Source organism: Parabacteroides chongii, from assembly GCF_029581355.1.
In the GTDB taxonomy this organism is placed as follows: domain Bacteria; phylum Bacteroidota; class Bacteroidia; order Bacteroidales; family Tannerellaceae; genus Parabacteroides; species Parabacteroides chongii.
In genome coordinates this window covers 4,720,896-4,743,026 of sequence record NZ_CP120849.1, presented here as the reverse complement: position 1 = coordinate 4,743,026, position 22,131 = coordinate 4,720,896, and the positions used below count along the sequence as shown (strand labels likewise).

Here is a 22,131-nt window from a genome sequence, read left to right as displayed (position 1 = left end):
GTTTGAGTAATTTAATTATTAAAGATTCCAGTTTTCCAGATAATCGGCAATGTAGCGCAGGAAAGCACCGCCCAAAGCACCGTTGATAAGACGATGGTCGTATGACAGGGACAGATACATCTTATGGCGTATTCCGATCGTATCGCCTTCAGGTGTTTTAATGACAGCCGGTTTCTTTTCTATATAACCGACACCCAGGATGGCTACCTGCGGTTGATTGATGATCGGAGTGGCAAACAGGTTCTTGAATGTACCGAAGTTAGTGATCGTGAAAGTTCCTCCTTGTATATCATCCGGCGCAAGTTTATTGGCACGTGCTTTATTGGCCAGAGAATCGATGGCAACGGCAAGGCCGTTCAGATTCAGCTTGTCGGCATCACGTACGACCGGGACAATCAGGTTGCCGTCATCCAGTGAAACTGCTATTCCTACATTGATATGCTTTTTCAGAATGATCTGATAGCCGTTGACAGAGGCGTTAACCTGCGGAAATTCGGCTAGAGCTTTAGCTGTCGCTTCCGTGATGGCCGGCATATAGGTCAGACTGATGCCTTCGCGTTTCCGGAATGCATCTTTTGTGCGGGAGCGCCATTGAACCAGTTTGGTTACATCTACTTCCACAACCGTTGTGACATGAGGTGAGACGTTCTTCGACATGACCATATGATCAGCAATGATCCGGCCGACACGATCCATCTCGACTATTTTGTCCTCGCCGTTTGCCGATATGGGTATTGACGGAGCAGAAGCCGGAGCGGATGGGGCAGAAGTAACCGGAGTTGCAGAAGCTGCTTTGCTTTGTGGAGCAGGTTCCGGTTTGCTGGCTGGTACTGCCTGTGAGGGCTGCTGCGCTTGCGTTCCCGAAGCGGTATTTTTCTTTCCGGAGAGGTAATCTTTCATATCTTTTTTGCTCAAACGTCCCATGTAACCTGTTCCGGGAATCTGATCCAGTTCCTCTTGCGACAGATTGGCTTCGCGGGCCATTTGGAGTACGACAGGCGAATACCATCTCCCGTCTTCTTTGGCAGCCTGCGCTTTAGGTACCGGTCCTGAAGATATCGTGTTGCTATTCCCGGCAGGAGCAGCGGCTGTCGTTCCTTTTTCAACTTTTTGTTCTGAAGCTTTGTGATCGGGTGCATCCTCTTCTTCCGAACCTTCCAGCAGGATTACTGCGACTGTTGTACCTACTGCAACCGTATCACCTTCCTGGAATAATATTTCAAGTACTTTTCCGGCAACGGGGGAAGGTATTTCCGCACTGACCTTTGCCGTACTTACTTCGAAAAGTACATCGTCTTCTTTGATGAGATCACCTGTTTTTACAGACCAGGAAATAATGGTTCCTTCTGTAATACTTTCGCCCAGTTTGGGCATTTTTATTTCGAATGTAGCCATAGTATAATTAATTTATTTCTTTTTGTTATCGCCGGATAAATAAATCGACCGTGAATATTTCGGTCTGTTCTATTGTTATAATGGAACAAGGAAGAGATATGGAAAGTTCTATATTACAGGGCGTAAGTATTGAATATCCAGTTTTCGTCAGCATATTTTTTATTCCTTAACAACCGAATCTCCTCCAGGTCCTGGTCCGTGAATTCGTATAGTCGGAAGGTTGTGCTGCGCGCAGAGAAATAAGTCAGCAAAGACTGCTTGAATTTGTCGATGGTGATGGGGACAGGCAGTTTGCCGCACAGATTGGTCACCGGACTTTTTACCGACGGAACGAAATAGGGACGGGCTGCCGTATCATGTCCGGTGGTATATTCTGTCGATGGGTGAAGCACATGTTCGAGCGTTTCTAGATCGGTGGAAAACAAAAGAGTGGCATGGTGCAGCATCCTCCGTTTATGGATGGCTTGTGCGCTACCGGATACTTTCAGACCGTCGATAGTCAAGCCCTGTCTTTCGTCGGAGCAGGCATGCAAACCGTAAGTCTCCAGGAAATCTATGATGCTGTTGGTAAATCCGGTCGGGCGGATCTGACTGCTGTTTTCGATAAAAGAAAGGTTCAGATTGCCCATGTCGTGATATACGGCACCTCCGCCGGAGTAACGGCGCGCCAGTTTGATTTGCTTTTGTCCGGCATATTCAAGATCTGCTTCCGCCCATATATTTTGATATTTACCGATAACGACGGCCGGTTCATTCTGCCATAACATGAAAATGTCTTCAGAGAAATTCTTCAGAAGATACTCTTCTGCTGCCAGATTGAACCAGGCGTCTGTATGAGAGTTATGAATGCAGAGCATTACATATATAAACTTTCGTGAATGACTTCCCCGACTGTCGGATGGGGAAAGATATTCTTTTTGAACTCTTCCGTCGTGAAACCGTTTTCGATAGCGATACCGGCTGTAATAATGATTTCGGAAGCCGGGTTTCCCAGCAGTTGGCAACCGATGATACGGTCGTCCGTATCGGTGATCAGTTTGCATAAGCCGGTGATTCCTTCGTTCTCTGCCATAAAACGGCCGGAATAGGTCATCGGTATCTTTACTACATTATATATATTGCCGGCAGCCAGCAACTCTTCCTCCGTTTTCCCGACACTGGCGACTTCCGGATTGGTGTAAACGACAGCCGGAATCGCATTATAACTCATCTGGTCGTCATGTCCCAGCAAATGATTGATAGCAACTTCCGCTTCCCTGTATGCTGTATGGGCCAGCATGGAGAAACCGGTGACGTCTCCGCAGGCATAGACATTGGGGTGGGAGGTTTGCATGTATTCATTTACTTTTACGTCGTTCCGCAAGAGTTCGATGCCGATGGTTTCAAGACCCAGATTCGCTGTATTGGCTTTTCGTCCGACACTGACCAGTATTTTATCTGCTTCGATCGTTTCCGTCTTTCCGTCTTTTTCAACGATCACGCTGTCGGAAGTGACTTCAATAACCTTGGTTTCAAGAAAGAACACAACACCTTTTTTAGTGTATTCTGCCCGGAGCATGGCGGATATTTCCTTATCCATCGCACCGAGTATTTCGGGCATCATCTCAATGACTTTCACTTTTACACCCATGCTGTGAAAAAAGGATGCGAATTCCATGCCGATCACTCCGCCGCCGATAATGGCGACCGAACGGGGTAGTTCTTTTATGTCCAGAGCTTCTCTCGATGTCCAGTAGGCAATATCCGACAGTCCTTTTATCGGTGGAATGACGGTTTCCGAACCGGTACAGAGCAGAATGTTTTTTACCGCAAATACTTCTTCACCGCATTGGATCAGGATGTATCCCTCTTCTTCTCCGCGGATCAAGGCTTCACCCTGCACGATTGTTACACCGTTCCCGTTCAATTTGGCTTTCACGCCCAGTGTCAGTTTCTTTACGGTCTTATTTTTTCGTGCGATGATCTTGCCGAGGTCGAACCCCGGATTATCATCTGCCTGTATTCCATATTTGGAGGCACTCTTTATGCTATCCAGTATTTTTGCTGAATATAATAATGTCTTGGTAGGAATACAACCTTCGTTCAGGCAGACTCCGCCAATGGCATTCTTTTCAAAGAGTATTGTTTTTAATCCATTCTCGGCGGCCCGTTCACCGGCTGTATAGCCGGCGGGTCCTCCTCCGATAATGGCTATGTCATATTTCATAACCTTTCGTTTTAATTATTCAAAAGTAAGGAAACGTTCTCCCATCGGGTCGAATTCTTTTCCTCCCGGTCCTTCGGTCGGTGTACCGAACGGCATTTGTGCGATCAGCTTCCAGTTCGGGTCGAGTTTCCATTCATTTTGCACCATTTCATCGATTAACGGATTGTAATGTTGCAGGGAAGCACCCAGGCCGGCATCTTCCAACATCGTCCAAATAGCGAACTGATGCATGGCGGAAGTTTGTTGTGACCAGATAGGGAAATTATCTTTGTAACTCGGAAAAGCTTTCTGTAAGTTTTCTACAACTGCCATATCTTCAAAGTATAAAATAGTTCCATACCCGCAGTCGAAGCTGGTATTGATCTTTGCAAGCGTTTTTTCAAATGCTTCTGCCGGAACAATCGCTTTTAATGCTTCTTTTGTGATATCCCAAAACTTCTTATGGTTCTTTCCTAAAAGAAGAACTACCCGTGACGATTGCGAGTTGAAAGCGGAAGGTACGTTTTTCACTGCAAATGCGATGATCTCTTTAATCTCATTGTCTGAAATAGGAGAGCTGTTAGTGATGTGATAGTATGTTCTCCTGTGTTCTACTGCTTCTTTAAAATTTCTAGCCATTTTTACGTAAGTATTTATGTTTATTATTATTAGTAAAACCAATAAAGTTGTATTTTTGTTGCACAGGAATACATATGTAAGTATAGGTAAAATTTATCGGAGATTTGTATGGTAGAATCAAAAATAATTTTTACCTTTGCGCCCTGTAAAGAGAGAAACTCTATTAGAATCTTCGTTCTGATCATGATGCTAGTTCGGAAGGGAAGACAGATAGCAGGAGTTGTAATTAATTTATTGCGTTAATAAAAAAAGAAGATAGCAATGTCTAAAATTTGTCAAATTACCGGAAAGAAAGCAATGGTTGGCAACAACGTTTCTCACTCTAAGAGAAGAACGAAACGTAAGTTTGATGTTAACCTGTTTACTAAGAAGTTCTACTGGGTAGAACAGGATTGTTGGGTTAGCCTGAATATTTCAGCCGCAGGCTTGCGTACTATCAATAAGCTGGGCTTAGATGCAGCAATTAAAAAAGCAGCTGAAAAAGGTTATTTAAACGCTTAATTTGGAGGAAAAGAAGAAATGGCAAAGAAAGCAAAAGGTAACAGAGTTCAGGTTATTCTTGAATGTACTGAACACAAAGAAAGTGGTATGCCGGGTACATCCAGATACATCACTACAAAGAATAGAAAAAATACAACTCAGAGATTGGAACTGATGAAGTACAATCCGATTCTGAAGAAGATGACTTTACACAAAGAAATTAAGTAATAGGAGATTTTAAACGATGGCAAAAAAAGCAGTTGCAACATTTAAGAAAGGTGACGGCCGTACTTATTCAAAAGTAATTAAAATGGTTAAGTCTCCGAAAACTGGTGCTTACATCTTCCAGGAAGAAATGATTCCTAACGAAGCAGTAAAAGATTATTTTGCGAAATAATCTTTCGTAATAAGATATATAGAAAAGAGGTCCTTCGTCATGGAGGACCTCTTTTTGTTTTCATATTTGGTATGTTACTTTTGGTTACTTTTCTATCAAGAGAAAAGTAACGGAGATTATAATGGATAGAATCAAATATTTTTTTACTTTTGTATGGGCGTTGACGACGCGTCACTAAATAATGTACAATAATAAAATTAATAATATAAACAATTAAGAACCATGAGATTTGATGTATCCAGCACTGCGCTGTTATCACGTTTGCAGTCTATCAGCAAAGTTATTGCGTCTAAGAATTCTTTACCGATCCTCGACAGCTTCCTGTTCGACCTTGATGGTAATAAACTGACTATAACAGCTTCGGATGCTGAAACACGTCTGGTTACTTCTGTTGAGGTGATGAATGCAAAAGGAACCGGACTTTTCGCCGTTTCTGCCAAGATTCTGCTCGATCCTTTGAAGGAGCTGCCTGAACAACCGCTTACTTTTGATATTAACGACGAGAACCTGGAGATCTTTATCCATTTCCAGAACGGTAAATACAATTTCATCGGCCAGAAAGGAGATACTTACCCGCAACAAAAGCCGTTGAATGATAATGCTATCGCTATCATCGTCAATTCACAGATGTTATTGAACGGCATCAGTCGCTCGCTTTTTGCTACAGCCGACGATGAGCTTCGCCCGGTGATGAACGGAGTCTATTTCGATATCCATACCGATGATCTGACTTTTGTCGCATCAGACGGACACAAACTGGTTCGCTTGCGTAATCTGTCAGTGAAATCACCCGAAAGAGCTTCTTTTATTTTGCCGAAAAAGCCGGCTAACTTATTGAAGAATCTGTTGGGTAAAGAAACAGAGATGGTGAATATCAAATTCGATGATAACAATGCTTATGTAAGCTGTGTAAACTTCGAAATGGTTTGCCGCCTGATAGAAGGCCGTTATCCGAATTACAACAGTGTGATTCCGCAGGACAATCCGTTCAAGGTAACAATCGACCGTGTATCTTTCTTGAACGCCTTGAAGCGTGTATCCGTGTTCTCTAATCCGGCAAGCAGCCTGGTTAAGCTGCAGTTGAAGGAAAGCGAAATGGTTGTTTCCGCACAGGATATCGATTTTTCTACTTCCGCTGAAGAAAAGATCGTTTGCCAGTTTGACGGAACTGAACTGAATATCGGTTTCAAGGCAACCTATCTGATTGAAATATTAAGTAACATCAATTCGGAAGAAGTAATTCTTGAATTGGCAGATCCCTCACGTGCCGGCCTGATCGTTCCTGCTGAAAATGAAGAGAACGAAGACCAGCTGATGCTGCTTATGCCAATGATGTTGAATGACTAATAAATAAAAAATGCAATTAAACCTGAGAAACCCGTTAGTCTTCTTTGACCTGGAGACTACGGGTATAAATATCGTCAAAGACCGTATCGTTGAAATCTCTTTTGTGAAGGTTCACCCTAACGGCAAAGAAGAGTGTAAAACGAGACGTATCAACCCGGAAATGCCCATTCCACCGGAATCGACAGCGATCCACGGCATTACGGATGAAGACGTAAAAGATTGCCCAACCTTTAAAGAAATAGCAAAATCACTGGCTGCGCAGATTGAAGGCTGTGATTTGGCAGGATATAATTCCAACCGCTTCGATATACCTTTGCTGGCTGAAGAATTTCTTCGTGCGGGAGTGGATATCGACCTGAACAAGCGTAAGTTTATCGATGTGCAGACTATTTTCCATAAGATGGAACAACGTACGCTTTCTGCCGCTTATAAGTTTTATTGCGATAAGAGCCTGGAAAATGCTCATACTGCAGAAGCCGATACAATGGCGACTTATGAGATTTTGAAAGCACAGCTCGACCGTTATCCGGATGATTTGCAGAACGATATGGAATTTCTTTCCAAATATTCCAGCTTCACCAATAATGTGGATTTTGCAGGCCGTATGGTTTACAATGAAGATGGTAAAGAAGTCATCAATTTCGGTAAATACAAAGGCAAGCTGGTGGAAGAGGTGCTGAAGAACGACCCGGGTTATTATTCTTGGATCATGAATGGCGATTTCCCGTTGAATACGAAGAAAGTGCTTACCGAAATCAAATTGAGAGGTTTTAATTCGAAATAACAGCAATGAACAACTTTGAGTTTGCCAATCCTGTAAAAGTAGTATTCGGGAAAGGTACGATTGCACGTTTATCCGCGCTGATTCCTGCCGGAAGCAAGGTACTGATGGTTTATGGAGGCGGAAGTATTAAGAAAAACGGTATCTACGACCAGGTAACAAATGCGTTGGAAGGTTTTGAAGTAACCGAATTTCCGGGTATCGAAGCCAATCCGCATTATGAAACCTGCATGAAAGCGGTAGAGATTGTAAAAGAAAAGAAAATTGATTTCCTGCTGGCAGTAGGAGGTGGCTCCGTTATCGACGCTACTAAATTTATTGCAGCAGCCTATTATTACGAAGGCGAACCCTGGGATATTCTTTCCAAAGGGGGCGTTATCAAAAAAGCATTGCCCCTGGGCGTTGTATTGACGTTGTCGGCAACCGGTTCCGAAATGAATGAACGTTCTGTCATTTCGCGTGCGGAAACCCGTGAGAAACTGAATTTCGCAAGTCCGCTGGTATTCCCGCAGTTTGCCGTACTCGATCCGGAAGTGACTTATTCATTACCGGCAAGACAAGTCGCCAACGGCGTTGTCGATTCCTTTATCCATGTTGTAGAACAATATCTTACCTATCCGGTGAATGCCAAAGTGCAGGATGCCTTTTCCGAAGGTCTGATGAAAGTGATCTATGACGAGGGTATCAAGGTTTTGGATCATCCGCAGGATTATGATATTCGTGCCAACCTGATGTGGGCAGCCACCAATGCGCTGAATGTATGGATCGGACAAGGCGTTCCGCAGGATTGGTCGTCTCACCGTATGGGATATGCGTTGACAGCCCAGTTCGGTTTGGATCATGCACAGACGCTGGCTATCCTTTTGCCGGGTGTAATGACCTATATGTTCAAGGAAAAGCAAGCCAAACTAGCCCGTATGGGTGAAGTTGTCTTCGGTATCACTGAAGGAACGGAAGAAGAACGTGCCCGTAAAACGATTACGGCCTGCGAAGACTTTTTCCGTCGTATGGGACTGAAAACCCGTTTAAGCGAATGCGGCATCAAAGAAAGCGATTTGGATGCACTTGCAGCTCCGGTAGACAAGCAGGGCTGGCATTTGGGTGAACATCATAATATTGACAGTAAGGTAACACGTGACATCCTGATGTTGCGCTTATAAGAAAAAGATACATCCGGAAGGAAAATAAATTTCATTCGGAAGAAAATCGGATTTCATCCGAATGAAATTAAAATCCCTTTCGGATGAGTGTTTATTTGAATAACAACAATGATGCTGAAAGGTAAACATATCATACTGGGAATTACAGGAAGTATAGCGGCTTATAAGGCGGCTTACATCATCCGTGCATTGGTAAAAAAAGGAGCTGAAGTGCAAGTTGTGATCACTCCGGCAGGAAAAGAGTTCATTACACCGATAACGCTTTCTGCTTTAAGTAGTAAGCCGGTTATCAGCGAGTTCTTCTCTAACCGTGACGGTTCTTGGAACAGTCATGTCGATCTTGGATTATGGGCGGATGCCATGCTGGTTGCTCCGGCAACAGCTTCGACAATCGGTAAGATGGCGAACGGTATCGCAGATAATATGCTGATTACGACTTATCTGTCATGTAAAGCTCCGGTGTTTGTGGCTCCGGCAATGGACCTGGATATGTTTGCCCATCCTTCTACACAACAGAATCTGGAACGTCTCCGTTCTTTCGGAAACCATATTATCGAACCTGCCGAAGGCGAGTTGGCAAGTCATCTCGTAGGCAAGGGCAGAATGGAAGAACCGGACAAGATCATTGCCGTTTTGGAAGAGTTTTTTGCTTCCCGAACCGTTCTTGAAAAAAAAAAGATTGTAATAACAGCCGGTCCGACGCACGAAAAGATTGATCCCGTACGTTTTATAGGTAACTATTCTTCCGGGAAGATGGGATTTGCACTGGCGGAGGCTTGTGCACAGCAAGGGGCGGAGGTCACATTGATTGCCGGTCCGGTATCGCTGACAACCGTGCATCCGAATATACATCGGGTGGATGTGGAGTCCGCCGAAGAGATGTACGAGGCGGCTATGGCAGCCTTTCCGGATGCGGATGCCGGTATTTTATGTGCGGCAGTAGCCGATTACCGTCCGGAGACGCAAGCGGATGAAAAGATCAAACGCGAAAGCAAGGGCGAGATGACGCTGCACCTGGTTCCGAATAAGGATATCGCTGCTTCTTTAGGAGCTATCAAGCGGGAAGGGCAGGTATTGGTCGGCTTTGCATTGGAAACGAACAATGAAGCGACGAATGCCGAAAGCAAGTTGAAGCGGAAAAACCTCGATTTCATCGTGTTGAATTCGCTTCGTGATGCAGGTGCCGGTTTCCGTTGCGATACCAATAAAATATCCATCATCGACCGTCAGGGAGAATCGGTCAGTTATCCGTTGAAGTCAAAACAAGGGGTAGCTGCTGATATCGTAAACAAGTTGGCAACATTATTGAAATGAAAATGATTAAAAGACTGTTATTCCTGTTCCTGTTGGGAACAATTCCTTTTATCGGTAAGGCGCAAGATCGGGCAAATGAGTTTAACGCCCAGGTGAAGATCAATAGTGATAAGATCCAGGGAACTAACAAGCAGGTGTTTACTACGCTGCAGAACGCTTTGATCGAGTTTATCAATAACCGGAAATGGACGGATGCGACCTTTGGTATCAACGAACGGATTGACTGTACTTTTAATATCATTATCAATGAGATGCCTTCCGATAATAGTTTCAAGGCGGAATTACAGGTACAGGCCAGTCGCCCGGTCTATAATTCGAGTTATATAACTACTTTGTTGAACTTCCGCGACACACAGCTCGATTTCGATTATACGGAGTTCGAGCCGTTGGAATATACGGAAAATTCTTTGAATAATAATCTTACGGCTACGATCATATTTTATTTGTACACCATCCTGGGACTTGATTTCGACAGCTTTTCCCCGAAAGGTGGAAGTGCTTTCTTCCAACAGGCACAACAGGTCGTTACACTGGCGCAGGCACAAATGTCATGGAACGGGTGGAAAGCCTTCGACAGCGATCGTAACCGCCATGCAATAGCAACCGCACTGACCGAAAATTCCTCAGAGGGTTATCGTGACATGTGGTATAATTATCACCGGAAAGGACTCGATGAAATGGCTGCAAATGTCGATCGCGGGCGTACTACGATCCTTTCTTTATTGCCTGCCCTGGAAGAATTGAAGAAAACACGGCCCAACTCTGTCTTGTTACAGATGTTTGCCGATTCCAAACTGGACGAAGTCGTTGCCATTTATTCCAAGGCGACCACGACTGAAAAGCAGGAAGGATATAAAATGCTGTCCAATCTGTATCCGGCAATGACTACGCGTCTGGAGCCGCTCAAAAAGTAAAAAAGTATTATGCTGAAATCTTTATTTATACAGAATTTTGTCTTAATCGACAGCCTGGATATTCAGTTCGATAACGGCTTTTCGGTCATCACCGGTGAAACGGGAGCCGGGAAGTCTATTATTTTAGGGGCCCTCTCGTTGGTGCTCGGGCAACGGGCAGACGGGAAGAGCATTAAGAACGGCTCGGATAAATGCGTGATGGAAGCTACTTTCGATGTCTCCAAATATCAGCTGGAAGAGTTTTTCCATGTGAACGACCTGGAGTATGATCCGGATATTTGTATCCTTCGCCGGGAATTGTTCGCTTCCGGTAAGTCGCGTGCTTTTGTCAACGACTCACCGGTTCCTCTTACCGTAATGAAGGAGCTTGGAAGCCGTCTGATCGATATCCATTCGCAACATCAGAATCTGCTGCTGGGAGATAACCGTTTCCAGCTGAAAGTGATCGATGTAATGGCTGAAAACGAAATACTTCTGATCCTGTACCGCAAGGAATACCGGCGTTATCAATCCCTGAAGCGGGAGTTGAAAGAGCTGGAAGAAAAGGCTGGTCAGAACCGGCAGGAAGAGGATTATATCCGTTTCCAACTGGAGCAACTGGCAGAGGCCCGTTTGGTAGCAGGCGAGCAGGAAGAATTGGAGCAGGAGTTGGAAACCTTGTCCCATGCCGAAGATATCAAGAGTTCTTTATATAAAATCACTGAATTGCTGAATGGCGAAGAACAGGGGAGCGTCCGGCTTATCAAAGAAGCCCTTTCCACCGTCGATTCGTTGGAGCGGTATTATCCGAAAGCCAAAGAAATAGCCGAACGTCTGCGCTCTGCTTATATCGACCTGAACGACCTGGCTTCGGAGACGGATGTCCTGAAAGAAGACATTGAATTTAATCCGGAACGCCTGGAATGGGTGAACGAACGCCTGAACACGCTGTATACTTTGGAGCAGAAGCACCGGGTTGCCACCGTGGAGGAGCTGATAGCCATACAGGATAAGTATACCGAACAATTGCACGATATCGATTCATTCGACGAGCAGATCGATGCTCTGAAAGGGCAACTGGATATCTCTCATCAGGAACTGCTCCAGCAAGCAGCTGTTTTAAGCGAACAGCGTAAGATTGCATCCAATGCAATAGCCAGGCAGCTGGTGGAAATGGTTCTTCCGCTGGGAATGCCGAATGTCCGTTTTGCCGTGGATTTTGTTTCCCGGCAGGAACCGGAAAGCGATGGAATGGACGATATCCGATTTCTTTTCTCCGCCAATAAGAGCGGCGAACTGCAACCTGTCGCCCAGACAGCATCCGGTGGTGAAATCTCCCGCCTTATGTTATGTATAAAAGCAATGATTGCGGGATTCACGGCTCTTCCTGCTATTATTTTCGATGAAGTGGATACGGGTGTTTCCGGTGATATTGCCGATAAAATGGGGGATATTATGCAGGATCTGGGTTCAAAGATGCAGGTGATCACGATTACTCATTTACCCCAGATTGCAGCCAAAGGTAAAGATCATTTCTTTGTTTATAAAGAAGATACATCCGAACGTACGATAACCCGGATCAAGAAACTCAACAAAGAAGAACGGATCAAGGAAGTGGCGCGCATGTTGAGTGGCGCATCGTTGACGGGAGCATCTATAGCCAACGCAAAAGAGTTGTTGAAGGTCAAACGTTGATCGGACCGTTAAACCATTCTTTCTTTAATTGGTCATAGTAGTAATTACTAACTAAAAACGAAAAGTCATGAAACGGATTAGCTTTATATGTGTGTTGATTTTGTTGTGCAGTTTGCCGGGACAAGCTCAGTTTTGGATCAGTTTTGGTTGGAATGAACCCCATTGTCAGAGTTGTCTCTGGATGGAACAGGCCATGCGGTTGAATGGGAGGCAGGCAGCCGATTACCATAATATCGTACATAAATACGGTCAGAAGATAGAGAAGGAAGCCCGTAAGCATTATCGTTACTGGGACCAGTCGGCAAAGAAGATCTTTAATCTGCGTATGGAGCGCGACCGCAGGTTGCAACGCGTACTTTCTCCTTCGCAGTTCCGTCTGTATGTTCGCTTTGTCCGCGAACGTCCGCAGCGTATCCATGATTATCAGGGTTGGTATAACAATCCTCATTATCCGAACTATCGCCCGTCAGATGTCTGCTGGCGTTATGAAGACCATTACTGGCATAATCAATGGGAATATTCAAACGGACGATGGAATGGACGTTTTGATGACGGTAAATGGTATCGGGGTAAATATGACCGCCCGGGTCATCATGATAACGGACAGTGGCGTCCGGACAATCATAACCGCCCCAATCCAAATCATAACCAGCATTTCAATAAACCTTCGAAACCGGGAAATAATGACCGGTATGACAGAGATAAAAGATCCGACAAGCGGAGCGACAGTTATCGTAACAATGATAAACGCAATGATAAGCGCGATAAAGACAAAAAAGAGAAGGATAAAAAAGAAAACGACAATAAACGGCAGCAAAGTAAACGTTCTGAAGTGTATCGCAGAAGCTGATAATTGCTGATTGAACTTTCCTGAACATGAGTTTGTTCCTATTATAAAGAATAAACTCATGTTCACACATTTTCTAAATATCCTGGCTACGGCTATCAGTGTGGTAAGTTTACTGATCGTTACTTACGGGGCGCTGGTTGCTTTTATCACTTTTCTCGGGAATGAGCTCAAACGATTCACCGGACAATATTCAACTGTCAATATCCGCCGTTTGCGGGCTGAGTTAGGTACTTATTTGTTATTGGGATTGGAGTTGCTGATCGCTTCCGATATTCTTAAAACCGTCCTGGAACCCAGTTTGGACGAACTGGCAATCCTTGGCGGTATTGTTGTTTTAAGGACTATCCTTTCTGTTTTCTTGAATAAGGAAATTAAGGAATTGGAAAGTGAAAAGAATGCTTCATAGCCTTGTAGTAATTAGGATATATCGTTAAAAATCGTACTTTTGCATTGCAGTAAAAGTAAATGGATGTTCAGAGTCAATAAGCAGATATTATTATTTATAGCAGGTTGCGTATGGATCATAGCCGGAGTTAATATTCTCCGGATCGGGATTCTTACGTGGATGCACGAAGCACATTACTCAGTACTGAAAGTGGGAGAGGCAGTGATTGTATTTCTGTTATTCCTGAATTTTGTATTTTTGCGTTTATTCCGGAAACATAGTCGGCGCATCGCCCAAAAAGGCGAAAAGAATAACCCTTTCTCTTTCTTTGATACCAAAGGTTGGGTTGTGATGTTCTTTATGATTATTTTAGGGATGGGAATCCGCCATACCCGCTTATTACCGGACTCCTTTATTTCTGTTTTTTATACCGGTCTCTCTTCTGCTCTTATCATTACCGGAATATTATTTCTTATTCAAGGGGTGAAGGAACGTCGAAACAGAAAATAATGTTTGTATATTTGCATTCGCATTCAATTGACAACATACAGTTAATATATATTTGATGAAAGAAAACGAAATGGTATTCGGCATACGTGCCGTGATCGAGGCTATTCAGGCCGATAAGGAAATAGATAAAATTCTTATAAAGCGCGAGTTGCAGGGAGAACTTTCCCGCGAACTGTTTGAAGTGCTGAAAGGGCGTGAGATTCCTGTACAGCGTGTACCGGCAGAACGTCTGGACCGCCTGACGCGAAAGAATCATCAAGGCGTGATCGCTTTTATTCCGGCTGTCACTTATCAGCGTCTGGAAGATATTATACCATTCGTTTACGAACAGGGCAAGAGTCCTTTTATCGTCTTGCTGGACGGTATCACGGATGTCCGTAACTTCGGCGCGATAGCCCGTACCTGCGAATGTGCCGGTGTGGATGCCATTGTCATTCCGGCAAAAGGAAGCGTTACGGTCAATGCGGATGCGATCAAAACTTCAGCCGGAGCGTTGCATGTGCTGCCCGTCTGCAAAGAGAAAAGCATTGAAGAATCCATCCGTTTCCTTCAGGCAAGCGGCGTGAAGGTCTATGCTGCCAGCGAGAAAGCATACGAAAACTATACATCTATTAAATATGACGGTCCGGTCGCTATCGTAATGGGAGCAGAGGACAAAGGCGTGTCGATGGATAACCTGCGTATCTGCGACAGTATGGTGAAAATACCGCAGTTCGGAACGATCGGTTCGCTGAACGTATCGGTAGCCAGCTCTATCCTGATCTATGAAGTAGTCCGCCAACGTATGAACGATGAACAAAACAACTAAAAGATAAACACAATGAAAAAAGTTATTGCAACAACAAATGCGCCTGCCGCAATAGGTCCTTACAGCCAGGCTGTACAAGTCGGAAATATGCTGTTCGCTTCCGGACAACTTGGTATCGATCCCGCTACCGGTAATATCGTGGAAGGAGCGGTTAAGGAACAAACTGCTCAGGCTTTCAAGAATGTAAAAGCTATCCTGACGGAAGCCGGATACGAAATCAGCGATGTCGTAAAGACCACTGTATTTCTGGCTGATATGGGTGATTTCGCAGCGATGAATGAAGTATATGCTTCGCAATTCGAAGGCGTTTTCCCTGCCCGTTCCGCTGTCGCTGTAAAGACTTTACCGAAGAATGGTTTGGTAGAGATCGAAGTGATCGCTGTAAAGGCTTGATAATCACTGCTGAAAAAATAAGGGACTTTTGAAGTTAAAAGTCAGGACGTTCGTTTTTAAAAGTCCTGTCTTAACATTTCAAAAGTCCCTTACTTTTTATACGGGCATCTGTTATCCTATTCTTTCGTCAGCGGCAAGCCTAAAACTTTGAAGCAGGAATCGCAGTCACTTTCGATGAAATCGACTGTTTTTGTGTCAGCGGGCAGGGGAGGAAAATGCAGTTTAAAAGAATATTCTCCCGATTCGGGCATGGTGAAGCGTTCTTCAGGTGTAATGCCGTCTGCTGATTTCAAAGGAAAATGCGTGCCGTCTTCGGTTTTCAGATACGTATCCTTGCTGATGCTTACCCAATATCCCGGAGCATTGAATGCCTTCATGTGAAAGACTGTTTCCGTATCGGTCAGTTCTATTCGGTTGATCTCTATCGTTTCCGTATTGCTGGATTTCTCTATCGGAGACTCGACGATCGTCGTGTTCCCTTCCTTTTTTACAGTCATGACACGGTTTGCCTTGTTTATCCATTTGTTGAGCTTGCGTTTGAGTAATCCTTTGCCGTATCCGCTCCAGGAATGCAGGATGATTCCTTCGGGGGAGATAATGACATAATGAGGTATTCCTCTCACGTTATATTTTGCAGCCAGTCCGCTCATTCCTCCAAAGTCATTCAGGTTTACCCACGGCATATCTTTTGTCTTGGAGACTTCTTTCCAGCCTTTTTCTGTGTCCGTACTCAGACTGATAACAGTAACTTTGTCCTTTTGGGTTTCGAATATCTCTTTCATTTCCGGTAAAGCCATCATACAAGGACCACAACCACGGCTCCAGAAATCAATCAGGAGATATTTCCCTTTGTAATCAGCCAGATGATGAATGTTCCCTGCCAGGTCGTACAAGTCGGCATCCGCCATTTCATCGCCTTCTTTGACTGTAACGGGAGGATATAAATAGACGGAAATTTCTTTACCTATTGCTGATTGTTTCTCGTCATCCGATAGTTTTTCATACAGGGCAAAGACTTCTTTTTTATACGGAAAATCTTTCATGTATTTCATCTCCATACTTAATCCCCGTAATTTGTCCATCCAAATAGTTTCTACAGGTGTTTGCTGCATGATTTCAATCTCTTTTTTGGAGATGATGTGTCTTACTGAATCTTGTTTCTTTTCGAGTTCGGTCATTTCTCTTTTCAGCTTTTCACTCTCCTCTGTAGAAAGATTTCCGGATCGCAGAAGAGGCATTTTCTTCATCCTTTCGATGGATAATTCCTGATCCTGATTAGTTTCGTCGATTGTAGCTCGCCTGTATCGGTTCAATATTTGCTGTTCCTTGATAGTACTGGATACATCCCAGGTACGTAGCAACTTATTATTGCCTCTGACGGTACTGACTGTGTTCGGAGCTACCCATACATCCAGCCAGGTACTGGGGAAATCTTTATCCCTCGCCATGATCATTAATGCTTCCGGCTTGTCTTCCGCAGTTTTCTCCTTAAAGCAGAAAGATTCATTAAAGACTGTATCCTGGGCGATCGAACTCATGACCCGTCCGTCACTTCGGTAGAGCATTATCACGGTACTGTCTTTTAATCCGGTTACTGTTCCTTTTATTGTAAACTCGTTTTGTGCCTGTGCAGATACCGCCAGAATGAGCGATATGCCTGCAAAAAGTGCTTTTACCATATTTGTATGAATTAAGTAAATGCAATATTACGAATTATTCGTAATAAACAAGCGGGATGACCGGAATATTATTGCTTAACTTTACAATAAAATTATGGGACAGGTCTTTTTTTAATGATATATACGAAAAAGGGAGTAACCGATCACTGGCACTCCCTTTCTTTGTTTCCTGACAGACTTTAGTCTGTTCGGTTTTATTTCAATATCCACATGACATCATTGATGTTGTCGCTTCCACCGAACTGACGGCTTAACGCTTCTTCCAGATTCGTGCGGTTGTAATTGTATTCACGTTCCGGATACATGTAGCGAACAGGTATACGGTCCGGAGCAGTTACATTCTTACTTGATTCCGGATTGATCGGCAATACAGGGTAGCCGGTTCTTCTGTAATCATAATAAGCCTCATACGTGTGCTGCAGATAATAAGAAATATATTTCTGCGTAATGAGTTTTTTCAGATCTTTTTCAAAGGAGCCGGTCAGCTGGATTTTAGCATTAGCCAGATAGGAATTGATATACTCGTCTGTCATTACACGTCCGTGAGCATATTCTTCCGGTGTGCAGTCTCTGACAAATTCCATATGCGCCTTGATCGCTTTTTTATAGTAATCACCGGCATTTCCACTGATCCAGCCGCGCAGGCAAGCTTCTGCCAGGATGAATTGCTGTTCACTGTATCCCAGGCGTATCAGCGGTTCACCTTCTACATGAGCTTCAGAGATGTAACGGAGATTTGGACGGCAGAACAAATTGGCACCATGCGCTTTCGATACTTCTCCGTACGGAAGGGACGGGTCAACTCCTACATAAGCGTCGAAATCACTTTCCGCTTTGCCCTCGTTTGTTTTAGCGATAGACGGTTCACCGTAATAGAATAAACGGTAATCTTCATATTCTTTCATTTGGTCGACCAGTACGGAAGACATCATTGCATATTTAGTCTGGTTTGATGTCAAATCGTTGAAAGGATATTTCATCCCTTGCTGATCTCTGTAAACCAGCTGGAAGTTATCCGTATTGGATGTCATTAAAGAACCGTTCTGGACGATATCGGCAAAACGTGATTTGATGTTCATATCAGAATCACTTTCTTTTTTAGACAGATTGATCAGGACTTTCAACTGGAATGCTGTAACGGTCTTCTTCCAGTTCTCCTTATTTCCGCCGAAGATGATATCTCCTTCGAATGCTACGTCATCGGCTTCGGAGAATGCCTGGTAAGCCTTGTCCAGGTCGCTGAGAATATTCAGCATTACATCTTTCTGAGGTTCGTATGGAGGACGTGTATTTCCATCTTCTCCCTCGCCGGCATTGCTATAAGGTATATCTCCTATATTCAAGGTGATATAATAGAGCAGGTACGCTTTGGAGAAAAGAGCCAGACCTTCGTAACCCTTTTGTCCGGGCGACTTGGCTACCATATCGCTGCAATTGGTTACCTGTAGGAAACCATCGAAATCGCCGCGTCCGATATTATTATACTGCAGGTCTGAAACGCCTTCGTTCCATACGATTTGTTTGGCTAATACGCCATCATTTACATATTCTTTTACGGTACGGTCTTTCCGGACTACCTCATAGATCACTTTGGTAGCCAACATCGAAGATGGGACAGTCGTTGCCGTATCCGGGTCCGTATTCAGCTTTTCAAAATTATCACAACCTGTAAATATAGATAGTGAAATGAATAGTAACAGAAATTTATTTATATGTTTCATAATAACTCAGTTTTTAGAAATCAAGTTTAAGATTCAAACCAACATAACGCATGGAAGGAGCATTCAGTAACTCGGCATGATCTTCTGTGATGGCATCCGGGTCGGAATATTTGAAGTCCTTACTCCAGATAAACAGGTTTTGTCCGACCAGGGAAACATGGATATTGTCAAATCCGATCTTTTGTGCAGCCTCCATCGGCAGTTTGTATCCGATAGATAATTCACGCAGCTTCAGGAAAGTCAGGTCATGTATGTTTTGGCTTCTTTTACTACCGTTCCACGGCTGATAGTTTTTGGTGTATGCTTCGTAAGAAACCGCCACGTCGTTCGGTGCGAATACACGTGTATCTTCCAGGATATTTCCGTAAGAATCGTATTTCACGGAACCGGAAACCACTTTGACACCCTGTCCGACATAATTGGTCAGACCATTCACCACTTCGTCGTAACGCCATTTATTGTCGCTGTCGATATGTGTTCCTGAGTTCCACATCGCTTGTTCCAAACGGTTATATGCTTTACCGCCGACACGTCCGTCGAAAGAAACATCGAGCGTAAAGTTCTTATAGCTTAAATGGTTGTTGAAACCCCATACCCAGTTAGGACGTTCGAATCCGGCTTTTGTCGGATAATCGCTCAGTACCGGCAGACCACCGCTGTGTACGATGTTTCCGTTCGGATCTCTTTCCCAATCATATACTTCGAACCAGTCCCAACGTTCGCCCGGTTTAACCCAAGGTCTGTCTGTTGAATAGGTTTCGTCGATCTTGTGGTAGTAGTAACGGTCGCGTCCCCAGTTGAAAGAAGAGGTCCAGCTCCAGTCTTTTGTTTTGAGGACATCACCGGAGATAGTAATTTCCCATCCTTTTTTCATACGTTCTTCGTCATAGTTGTTCAACGTCTTTTCGAAACCGGACGTATAACTTAACGGAGATTCATGCTGGATATCTGTCATCAGCTTCGTATAGTAAGCCACGTCAAAACGCAGGCGGTTATTCAGGAAATGAACGGCAGCGCCTACTTCAAAAGAGCTGGCCTTTTGAGGAACTAACGTAGCATCGCGGATCATTGTCGGATAGGCTGCAGTGGATTTACTGTCCCATACATTCTGTTTGATTGTGTACACCTTGTTGATGTCATATATATCGGCGGCTGTTTTAGTTACTGTCCATGAACTTCTTAATTTCAGGAAGCTCAGATAGTCGGACATATCGATCAGTTCCGACAGGATCACACTACCGGATACAGATGGGTAGAAATAAGATTGTTCGGATTTTGCCAGTGTGGAAACCCAGTCGTTACGGCCTGTGGCTTCAATGAAGATCGCATTTTTCCAGGAAAGGTCTACTTTACCATAGACACTGTTGGTCTGTTTGGTTTTTACTGTAGTAGACACGGAAGGTAGGTCTTTCGAAGCCTTTAGTGAATAGAAGCCGGGAACTGTCAGTCCGCCGTTCGTATTTGCATCGAACTCATCCTTTTGGAAATAGTTCAACCCCATACCCAACATACCGCCGACATTGAAGTCGCCCAGTTTCTTGTCTGCAATCAACAATACATCGCCGATGATACCGTATCCTCTGCGTTCGTATTTTTCAAACTTACCAGTCTGGCTGTTACGGGCGCTGAGAGGTATTTTGTATTCATATTTCTTCGAGTAAGTATCCGAGCCGACACGTGCGGTTGCTTTCAACCAGTCTGTAATTTCGTAGTTGAGAGTAACCTGTGCATTTGCGCGGTTCTGCAATTTTGATTTCGTCGCTTCGTTAGCCAGGAAGTAAGGGTTGTTATAGTCATATTTATACAACCAGTTCTGTTCGATATCTTCTTTTCCTTCTTTCCAGTAATTCTTGAATTCGCGAATGTCAAATTCCGTACCGGTCCATACGATCATATTATAAAGGTATCCGTCCCAGGCATACCCTTCACCTCTGAACTGCGGGCTGTAGCTGCCGTTATAGGTGATGGATGCATCCAGTGAAAATTTGCCGAACTTCATGTCACCGGCAACGGTGTAGGTAAAGTTGTTCAGCTTGTTTCCGGGGAACTGTCCTTTATTGTAGACATGTGTCAATGAAGTTCTGAAGCTGCCGTTCTTACCTTTATAGGTTACGTTCACGTTGTTGTTGGTAACGAAAGACGTTTCCAGCAAGTTATTGAAGTTGTTTTTCCCTTTTGATACCAAAGGCATTTCTCTCCATTCATATGTATTGGGATCATATTGTACGGAAGTTCTTCCGATATCCAGTTTGTCACCCCAGACATATTCGCTCAGTTCCTGCAGGTATTTACCCCCTGAACCGCTACTGTAAGAGGATTGAACCTCCGGCAATACCAGATAACCGGCGTTGAACATTGTGTTGCTGTTCACACTGACAGCCAATCCTTCTTTGGTTCCGCGCTTGGTTGTGATCATGATGGCACCCGATGCACCTTTTTCTCCGTACAGTGCGGACGCGGTAGCACCTTTCAGTACACTCATCGATTCGATATCATCTGCAGCTACATCACCTAAAGCCGTGTTCTCAAACGGGACACCGTCGATAACGATAAGCGGTTTTTCACCACGTAAAAGGATTGTCGGGTCTTCATTAAACGCATTCGTGTTGATCACGGATACACCGGCGATCTTACCGGAAAGGGAAGTGGCAATATTGGCTCCTTTTACAGTCGTAAATTCATCGCCTCCGACTTTCTGGACCGAATAACCCAATGCTTTTTCCGAACGTTTGATACCCAATGCGGTAACAACGACTTCAGAGATCATTTCGGAAGATTCTTTCAGTCGGATGGTGAAATTAGTCGTGTTGCCGACCTGCAGTTCCTGTGTGTCATATCCGATAAAGGAAACCTGGATGACTGCGTTGTTATTAGGTACATTCAATGTGAAATCTCCATCGATACTGGTCACCACACCGTTTGTCGTACCTTTTTCAATCACGTTGGCACCGATGATCGGATCTCCGTTCTGATCTAGTACCACTCCGGTAATATTCTTTCCGGACTGTTGTGCCGCGTTGGCAACGTTACTAGCTGAAGCTACTTCACCTTTACGGGTAGTCAGGATGATATTCTTGTCCAGTACTTCATATTTGATATTCGTATCTTTGAATAATTCATCCAGCACAGAGAAAACATTTTTACCGGCAGCCTTGATAGATACCAGCTTCTTTGTATTGATCTGCTTCGTGTTATAGAAGAATTGAAACTCCGACTGAGACTCTATCTGCTCAAGTACCGTTTGCATGGTCTGGCTCCTTGCTTCTATGGAAAGAGCCGTTGTCTGACTATACGTATTGCTCGCACTTACTATTGTAAAAGAGGCTATTAGCAATAATGCAGTTATTTTCATACGTAAAAGTGTTTTCGTTTTGATATTACTTCTTTTTCGCATACATTTGTAATGATTTAATGGTAAAAACTAATTTTACTTGTCCCCAAACAAGTGCTTGTTTTTCACACGAATAAATACCCCAATATTTATTCGTGTTTTTTTTCA

Annotated in this window: 21 protein-coding genes; 14 read left to right on the top strand and 7 right to left on the bottom strand. The window is 44.0% G+C overall.

Annotation, left to right across the window (positions count from 1 at the left end; all coding sequences use genetic code 11):
* Positions 1-18: 18 nt before the first annotated feature.
* The 4 genes from P3L47_RS18060 to P3L47_RS18045 form a co-directional block, all read right to left on the bottom strand.
* Positions 19-1,395 carry a dihydrolipoamide acetyltransferase family protein gene (locus P3L47_RS18060; RefSeq protein ID WP_277781642.1) on the bottom strand — a complete coding sequence of 459 codons (1,377 nt, stop codon included), beginning with the start codon at positions 1,393-1,395 and terminating at the stop codon, positions 19-21.
* 113 nt (positions 1,396-1,508) lie between these two features.
* Positions 1,509-2,252, bottom strand: coding sequence for a lipoate--protein ligase family protein (locus P3L47_RS18055; protein WP_122360128.1), 744 nt, complete (start codon positions 2,250-2,252; stop codon positions 1,509-1,511).
* Positions 2,252-3,601 carry a dihydrolipoyl dehydrogenase gene (gene lpdA, locus P3L47_RS18050; RefSeq protein ID WP_277781641.1) on the bottom strand — a complete coding sequence of 450 codons (1,350 nt, stop codon included), beginning with the start codon at positions 3,599-3,601 and terminating at the stop codon, positions 2,252-2,254. Before lpdA ends, P3L47_RS18055 begins: the two co-directional genes overlap by 1 nt.
* Positions 3,602-3,616: 15 nt before the next feature.
* The gene (locus P3L47_RS18045; protein ID WP_122360126.1) at positions 3,617-4,219 is read right to left on the bottom strand and encodes a nitroreductase family protein; all 603 of its coding nucleotides are present in this window, start codon (positions 4,217-4,219) and stop codon (positions 3,617-3,619) included.
* 261 nt (positions 4,220-4,480) lie between these two features.
* Here P3L47_RS18045 and rpmB point away from each other — a divergent pair, with 261 nt between their 5' ends.
* The 14 genes from rpmB to P3L47_RS17975 all read left to right on the top strand — a co-directional run bounded on the left by rpmB (position 4,481) and on the right by P3L47_RS17975 (position 15,232).
* Positions 4,481-4,720: a 50S ribosomal protein L28 gene (gene rpmB / locus P3L47_RS18040; protein ID WP_005638129.1), complete on the top strand. Its 240-nt coding sequence runs from the start codon at positions 4,481-4,483 to the stop codon at positions 4,718-4,720.
* 18 nt (positions 4,721-4,738) lie between these two features.
* The gene (rpmG, locus tag P3L47_RS18035) at positions 4,739-4,927 is read left to right on the top strand and encodes a 50S ribosomal protein L33 (protein WP_005642977.1); all 189 of its coding nucleotides are present in this window, start codon (positions 4,739-4,741) and stop codon (positions 4,925-4,927) included.
* 16 nt (positions 4,928-4,943) lie between these two features.
* Positions 4,944-5,096 carry a DUF4295 domain-containing protein gene (locus P3L47_RS18030; RefSeq protein WP_005638125.1) on the top strand — a complete coding sequence of 51 codons (153 nt, stop codon included), beginning with the start codon at positions 4,944-4,946 and terminating at the stop codon, positions 5,094-5,096.
* 222 nt (positions 5,097-5,318) lie between these two features.
* Positions 5,319-6,443: a DNA polymerase III subunit beta gene (dnaN, locus tag P3L47_RS18025; protein ID WP_122360125.1), complete on the top strand. Its 1,125-nt coding sequence runs from the start codon at positions 5,319-5,321 to the stop codon at positions 6,441-6,443.
* A 10-nt stretch (positions 6,444-6,453) separates the two neighbouring features.
* Positions 6,454-7,227, top strand: a complete 774-nt coding sequence (locus P3L47_RS18020) for a 3'-5' exonuclease (protein WP_122360124.1) — start codon at positions 6,454-6,456, stop codon at positions 7,225-7,227.
* Positions 7,228-7,232: 5 nt separating this feature from the next.
* On the top strand, positions 7,233-8,384 hold the full coding sequence (locus tag P3L47_RS18015; RefSeq protein ID WP_277781640.1) for an iron-containing alcohol dehydrogenase: 1,152 nt from the start codon (positions 7,233-7,235) through the stop codon (positions 8,382-8,384).
* 111 nt (positions 8,385-8,495) lie between these two features.
* Positions 8,496-9,698 carry a bifunctional phosphopantothenoylcysteine decarboxylase/phosphopantothenate--cysteine ligase CoaBC gene (coaBC, locus tag P3L47_RS18010; protein WP_277781639.1) on the top strand — a complete coding sequence of 401 codons (1,203 nt, stop codon included), beginning with the start codon at positions 8,496-8,498 and terminating at the stop codon, positions 9,696-9,698.
* On the top strand, positions 9,695-10,612 hold the full coding sequence (gene porD / locus P3L47_RS18005) for a type IX secretion system protein PorD (RefSeq protein ID WP_122360121.1): 918 nt from the start codon (positions 9,695-9,697) through the stop codon (positions 10,610-10,612). The genes coaBC and porD overlap by 4 nt, the downstream gene beginning before the upstream one ends.
* Positions 10,613-10,621: 9 nt before the next feature.
* Positions 10,622-12,286 (top strand): DNA repair protein RecN, encoded by a 1,665-nt coding sequence (gene recN, locus P3L47_RS18000; RefSeq protein WP_122360120.1) that lies wholly within the window; start codon positions 10,622-10,624, stop codon positions 12,284-12,286.
* A gap of 67 nt (positions 12,287-12,353) precedes the next feature.
* The gene (locus tag P3L47_RS17995; protein ID WP_122360119.1) at positions 12,354-13,136 is read left to right on the top strand and encodes a hypothetical protein; all 783 of its coding nucleotides are present in this window, start codon (positions 12,354-12,356) and stop codon (positions 13,134-13,136) included.
* A gap of 58 nt (positions 13,137-13,194) precedes the next feature.
* On the top strand, positions 13,195-13,542 hold the full coding sequence (locus P3L47_RS17990) for a DUF1622 domain-containing protein (RefSeq protein WP_122360118.1): 348 nt from the start codon (positions 13,195-13,197) through the stop codon (positions 13,540-13,542).
* Between the two features lie 63 nt (positions 13,543-13,605).
* Complete coding sequence (locus P3L47_RS17985) at positions 13,606-14,031, top strand: hypothetical protein (RefSeq protein ID WP_277781638.1); 426 nt, start codon at positions 13,606-13,608, stop codon at positions 14,029-14,031.
* A 55-nt stretch (positions 14,032-14,086) separates the two neighbouring features.
* Positions 14,087-14,839 carry a 23S rRNA (guanosine(2251)-2'-O)-methyltransferase RlmB gene (gene rlmB / locus P3L47_RS17980; RefSeq protein WP_122360116.1) on the top strand — a complete coding sequence of 251 codons (753 nt, stop codon included), beginning with the start codon at positions 14,087-14,089 and terminating at the stop codon, positions 14,837-14,839.
* A gap of 12 nt (positions 14,840-14,851) precedes the next feature.
* A complete protein-coding gene (locus P3L47_RS17975) occupies positions 14,852-15,232 on the top strand; it encodes a RidA family protein (RefSeq protein WP_277781637.1) in 381 nt (126 codons plus the stop codon).
* Between the two features lie 116 nt (positions 15,233-15,348).
* On the opposite strand, the gene P3L47_RS17970 is transcribed toward P3L47_RS17975, so the two are convergent.
* The 3 genes from P3L47_RS17970 to P3L47_RS17960 all read right to left on the bottom strand — a co-directional run bounded on the left by P3L47_RS17970 (position 15,349) and on the right by P3L47_RS17960 (position 21,984).
* Complete coding sequence (locus tag P3L47_RS17970) at positions 15,349-16,911, bottom strand: TlpA family protein disulfide reductase (RefSeq protein WP_277781636.1); 1,563 nt, start codon at positions 16,909-16,911, stop codon at positions 15,349-15,351.
* 194 nt (positions 16,912-17,105) lie between these two features.
* On the bottom strand, positions 17,106-18,632 hold the full coding sequence (locus tag P3L47_RS17965) for a SusD/RagB family nutrient-binding outer membrane lipoprotein (protein ID WP_277781635.1): 1,527 nt from the start codon (positions 18,630-18,632) through the stop codon (positions 17,106-17,108).
* Positions 18,633-18,645: 13 nt separating this feature from the next.
* Positions 18,646-21,984, bottom strand: a complete 3,339-nt coding sequence (locus P3L47_RS17960) for a SusC/RagA family TonB-linked outer membrane protein (protein ID WP_277781634.1) — start codon at positions 21,982-21,984, stop codon at positions 18,646-18,648.
* Between the last annotated feature and the right edge of the window lie 147 nt (positions 21,985-22,131).

Excerpts from the sequence above, each read along its gene's own strand:
- P3L47_RS18060 (WP_277781642.1), bottom strand. The coding sequence starts at position 1,395 with ATGGCTACATTCGAAATAAAAATGCCCAAACTGGGCGAAAGTATTACA.
- P3L47_RS18055 (WP_122360128.1), bottom strand. The coding sequence starts at position 2,252 with ATGCTCTGCATTCATAACTCTCATACAGACGCCTGGTTCAATCTGGCA.
- lpdA (WP_277781641.1), bottom strand. The coding sequence starts at position 3,601 with ATGAAATATGACATAGCCATTATCGGAGGAGGACCCGCCGGCTATACA.
- P3L47_RS18045 (WP_122360126.1), bottom strand. The coding sequence starts at position 4,219 with ATGGCTAGAAATTTTAAAGAAGCAGTAGAACACAGGAGAACATACTAT.
- rpmB (WP_005638129.1), top strand. The coding sequence starts at position 4,481 with ATGTCTAAAATTTGTCAAATTACCGGAAAGAAAGCAATGGTTGGCAAC.
- rpmG (WP_005642977.1), top strand. The coding sequence starts at position 4,739 with ATGGCAAAGAAAGCAAAAGGTAACAGAGTTCAGGTTATTCTTGAATGT.
- P3L47_RS18030 (WP_005638125.1), top strand. The coding sequence starts at position 4,944 with ATGGCAAAAAAAGCAGTTGCAACATTTAAGAAAGGTGACGGCCGTACT.
- dnaN (WP_122360125.1), top strand. The coding sequence starts at position 5,319 with ATGAGATTTGATGTATCCAGCACTGCGCTGTTATCACGTTTGCAGTCT.
- P3L47_RS18020 (WP_122360124.1), top strand. The coding sequence starts at position 6,454 with ATGCAATTAAACCTGAGAAACCCGTTAGTCTTCTTTGACCTGGAGACT.
- P3L47_RS18015 (WP_277781640.1), top strand. The coding sequence starts at position 7,233 with ATGAACAACTTTGAGTTTGCCAATCCTGTAAAAGTAGTATTCGGGAAA.
- coaBC (WP_277781639.1), top strand. The coding sequence starts at position 8,496 with ATGCTGAAAGGTAAACATATCATACTGGGAATTACAGGAAGTATAGCG.
- porD (WP_122360121.1), top strand. The coding sequence starts at position 9,695 with ATGAAAATGATTAAAAGACTGTTATTCCTGTTCCTGTTGGGAACAATT.
- recN (WP_122360120.1), top strand. The coding sequence starts at position 10,622 with ATGCTGAAATCTTTATTTATACAGAATTTTGTCTTAATCGACAGCCTG.
- P3L47_RS17995 (WP_122360119.1), top strand. The coding sequence starts at position 12,354 with ATGAAACGGATTAGCTTTATATGTGTGTTGATTTTGTTGTGCAGTTTG.
- P3L47_RS17990 (WP_122360118.1), top strand. The coding sequence starts at position 13,195 with ATGTTCACACATTTTCTAAATATCCTGGCTACGGCTATCAGTGTGGTA.
- P3L47_RS17985 (WP_277781638.1), top strand. The coding sequence starts at position 13,606 with ATGTTCAGAGTCAATAAGCAGATATTATTATTTATAGCAGGTTGCGTA.
- rlmB (WP_122360116.1), top strand. The coding sequence starts at position 14,087 with ATGAAAGAAAACGAAATGGTATTCGGCATACGTGCCGTGATCGAGGCT.
- P3L47_RS17975 (WP_277781637.1), top strand. The coding sequence starts at position 14,852 with ATGAAAAAAGTTATTGCAACAACAAATGCGCCTGCCGCAATAGGTCCT.
- P3L47_RS17970 (WP_277781636.1), bottom strand. The coding sequence starts at position 16,911 with ATGGTAAAAGCACTTTTTGCAGGCATATCGCTCATTCTGGCGGTATCT.
- P3L47_RS17965 (WP_277781635.1), bottom strand. The coding sequence starts at position 18,632 with ATGAAACATATAAATAAATTTCTGTTACTATTCATTTCACTATCTATA.
- P3L47_RS17960 (WP_277781634.1), bottom strand. The coding sequence starts at position 21,984 with ATGAAAATAACTGCATTATTGCTAATAGCCTCTTTTACAATAGTAAGT.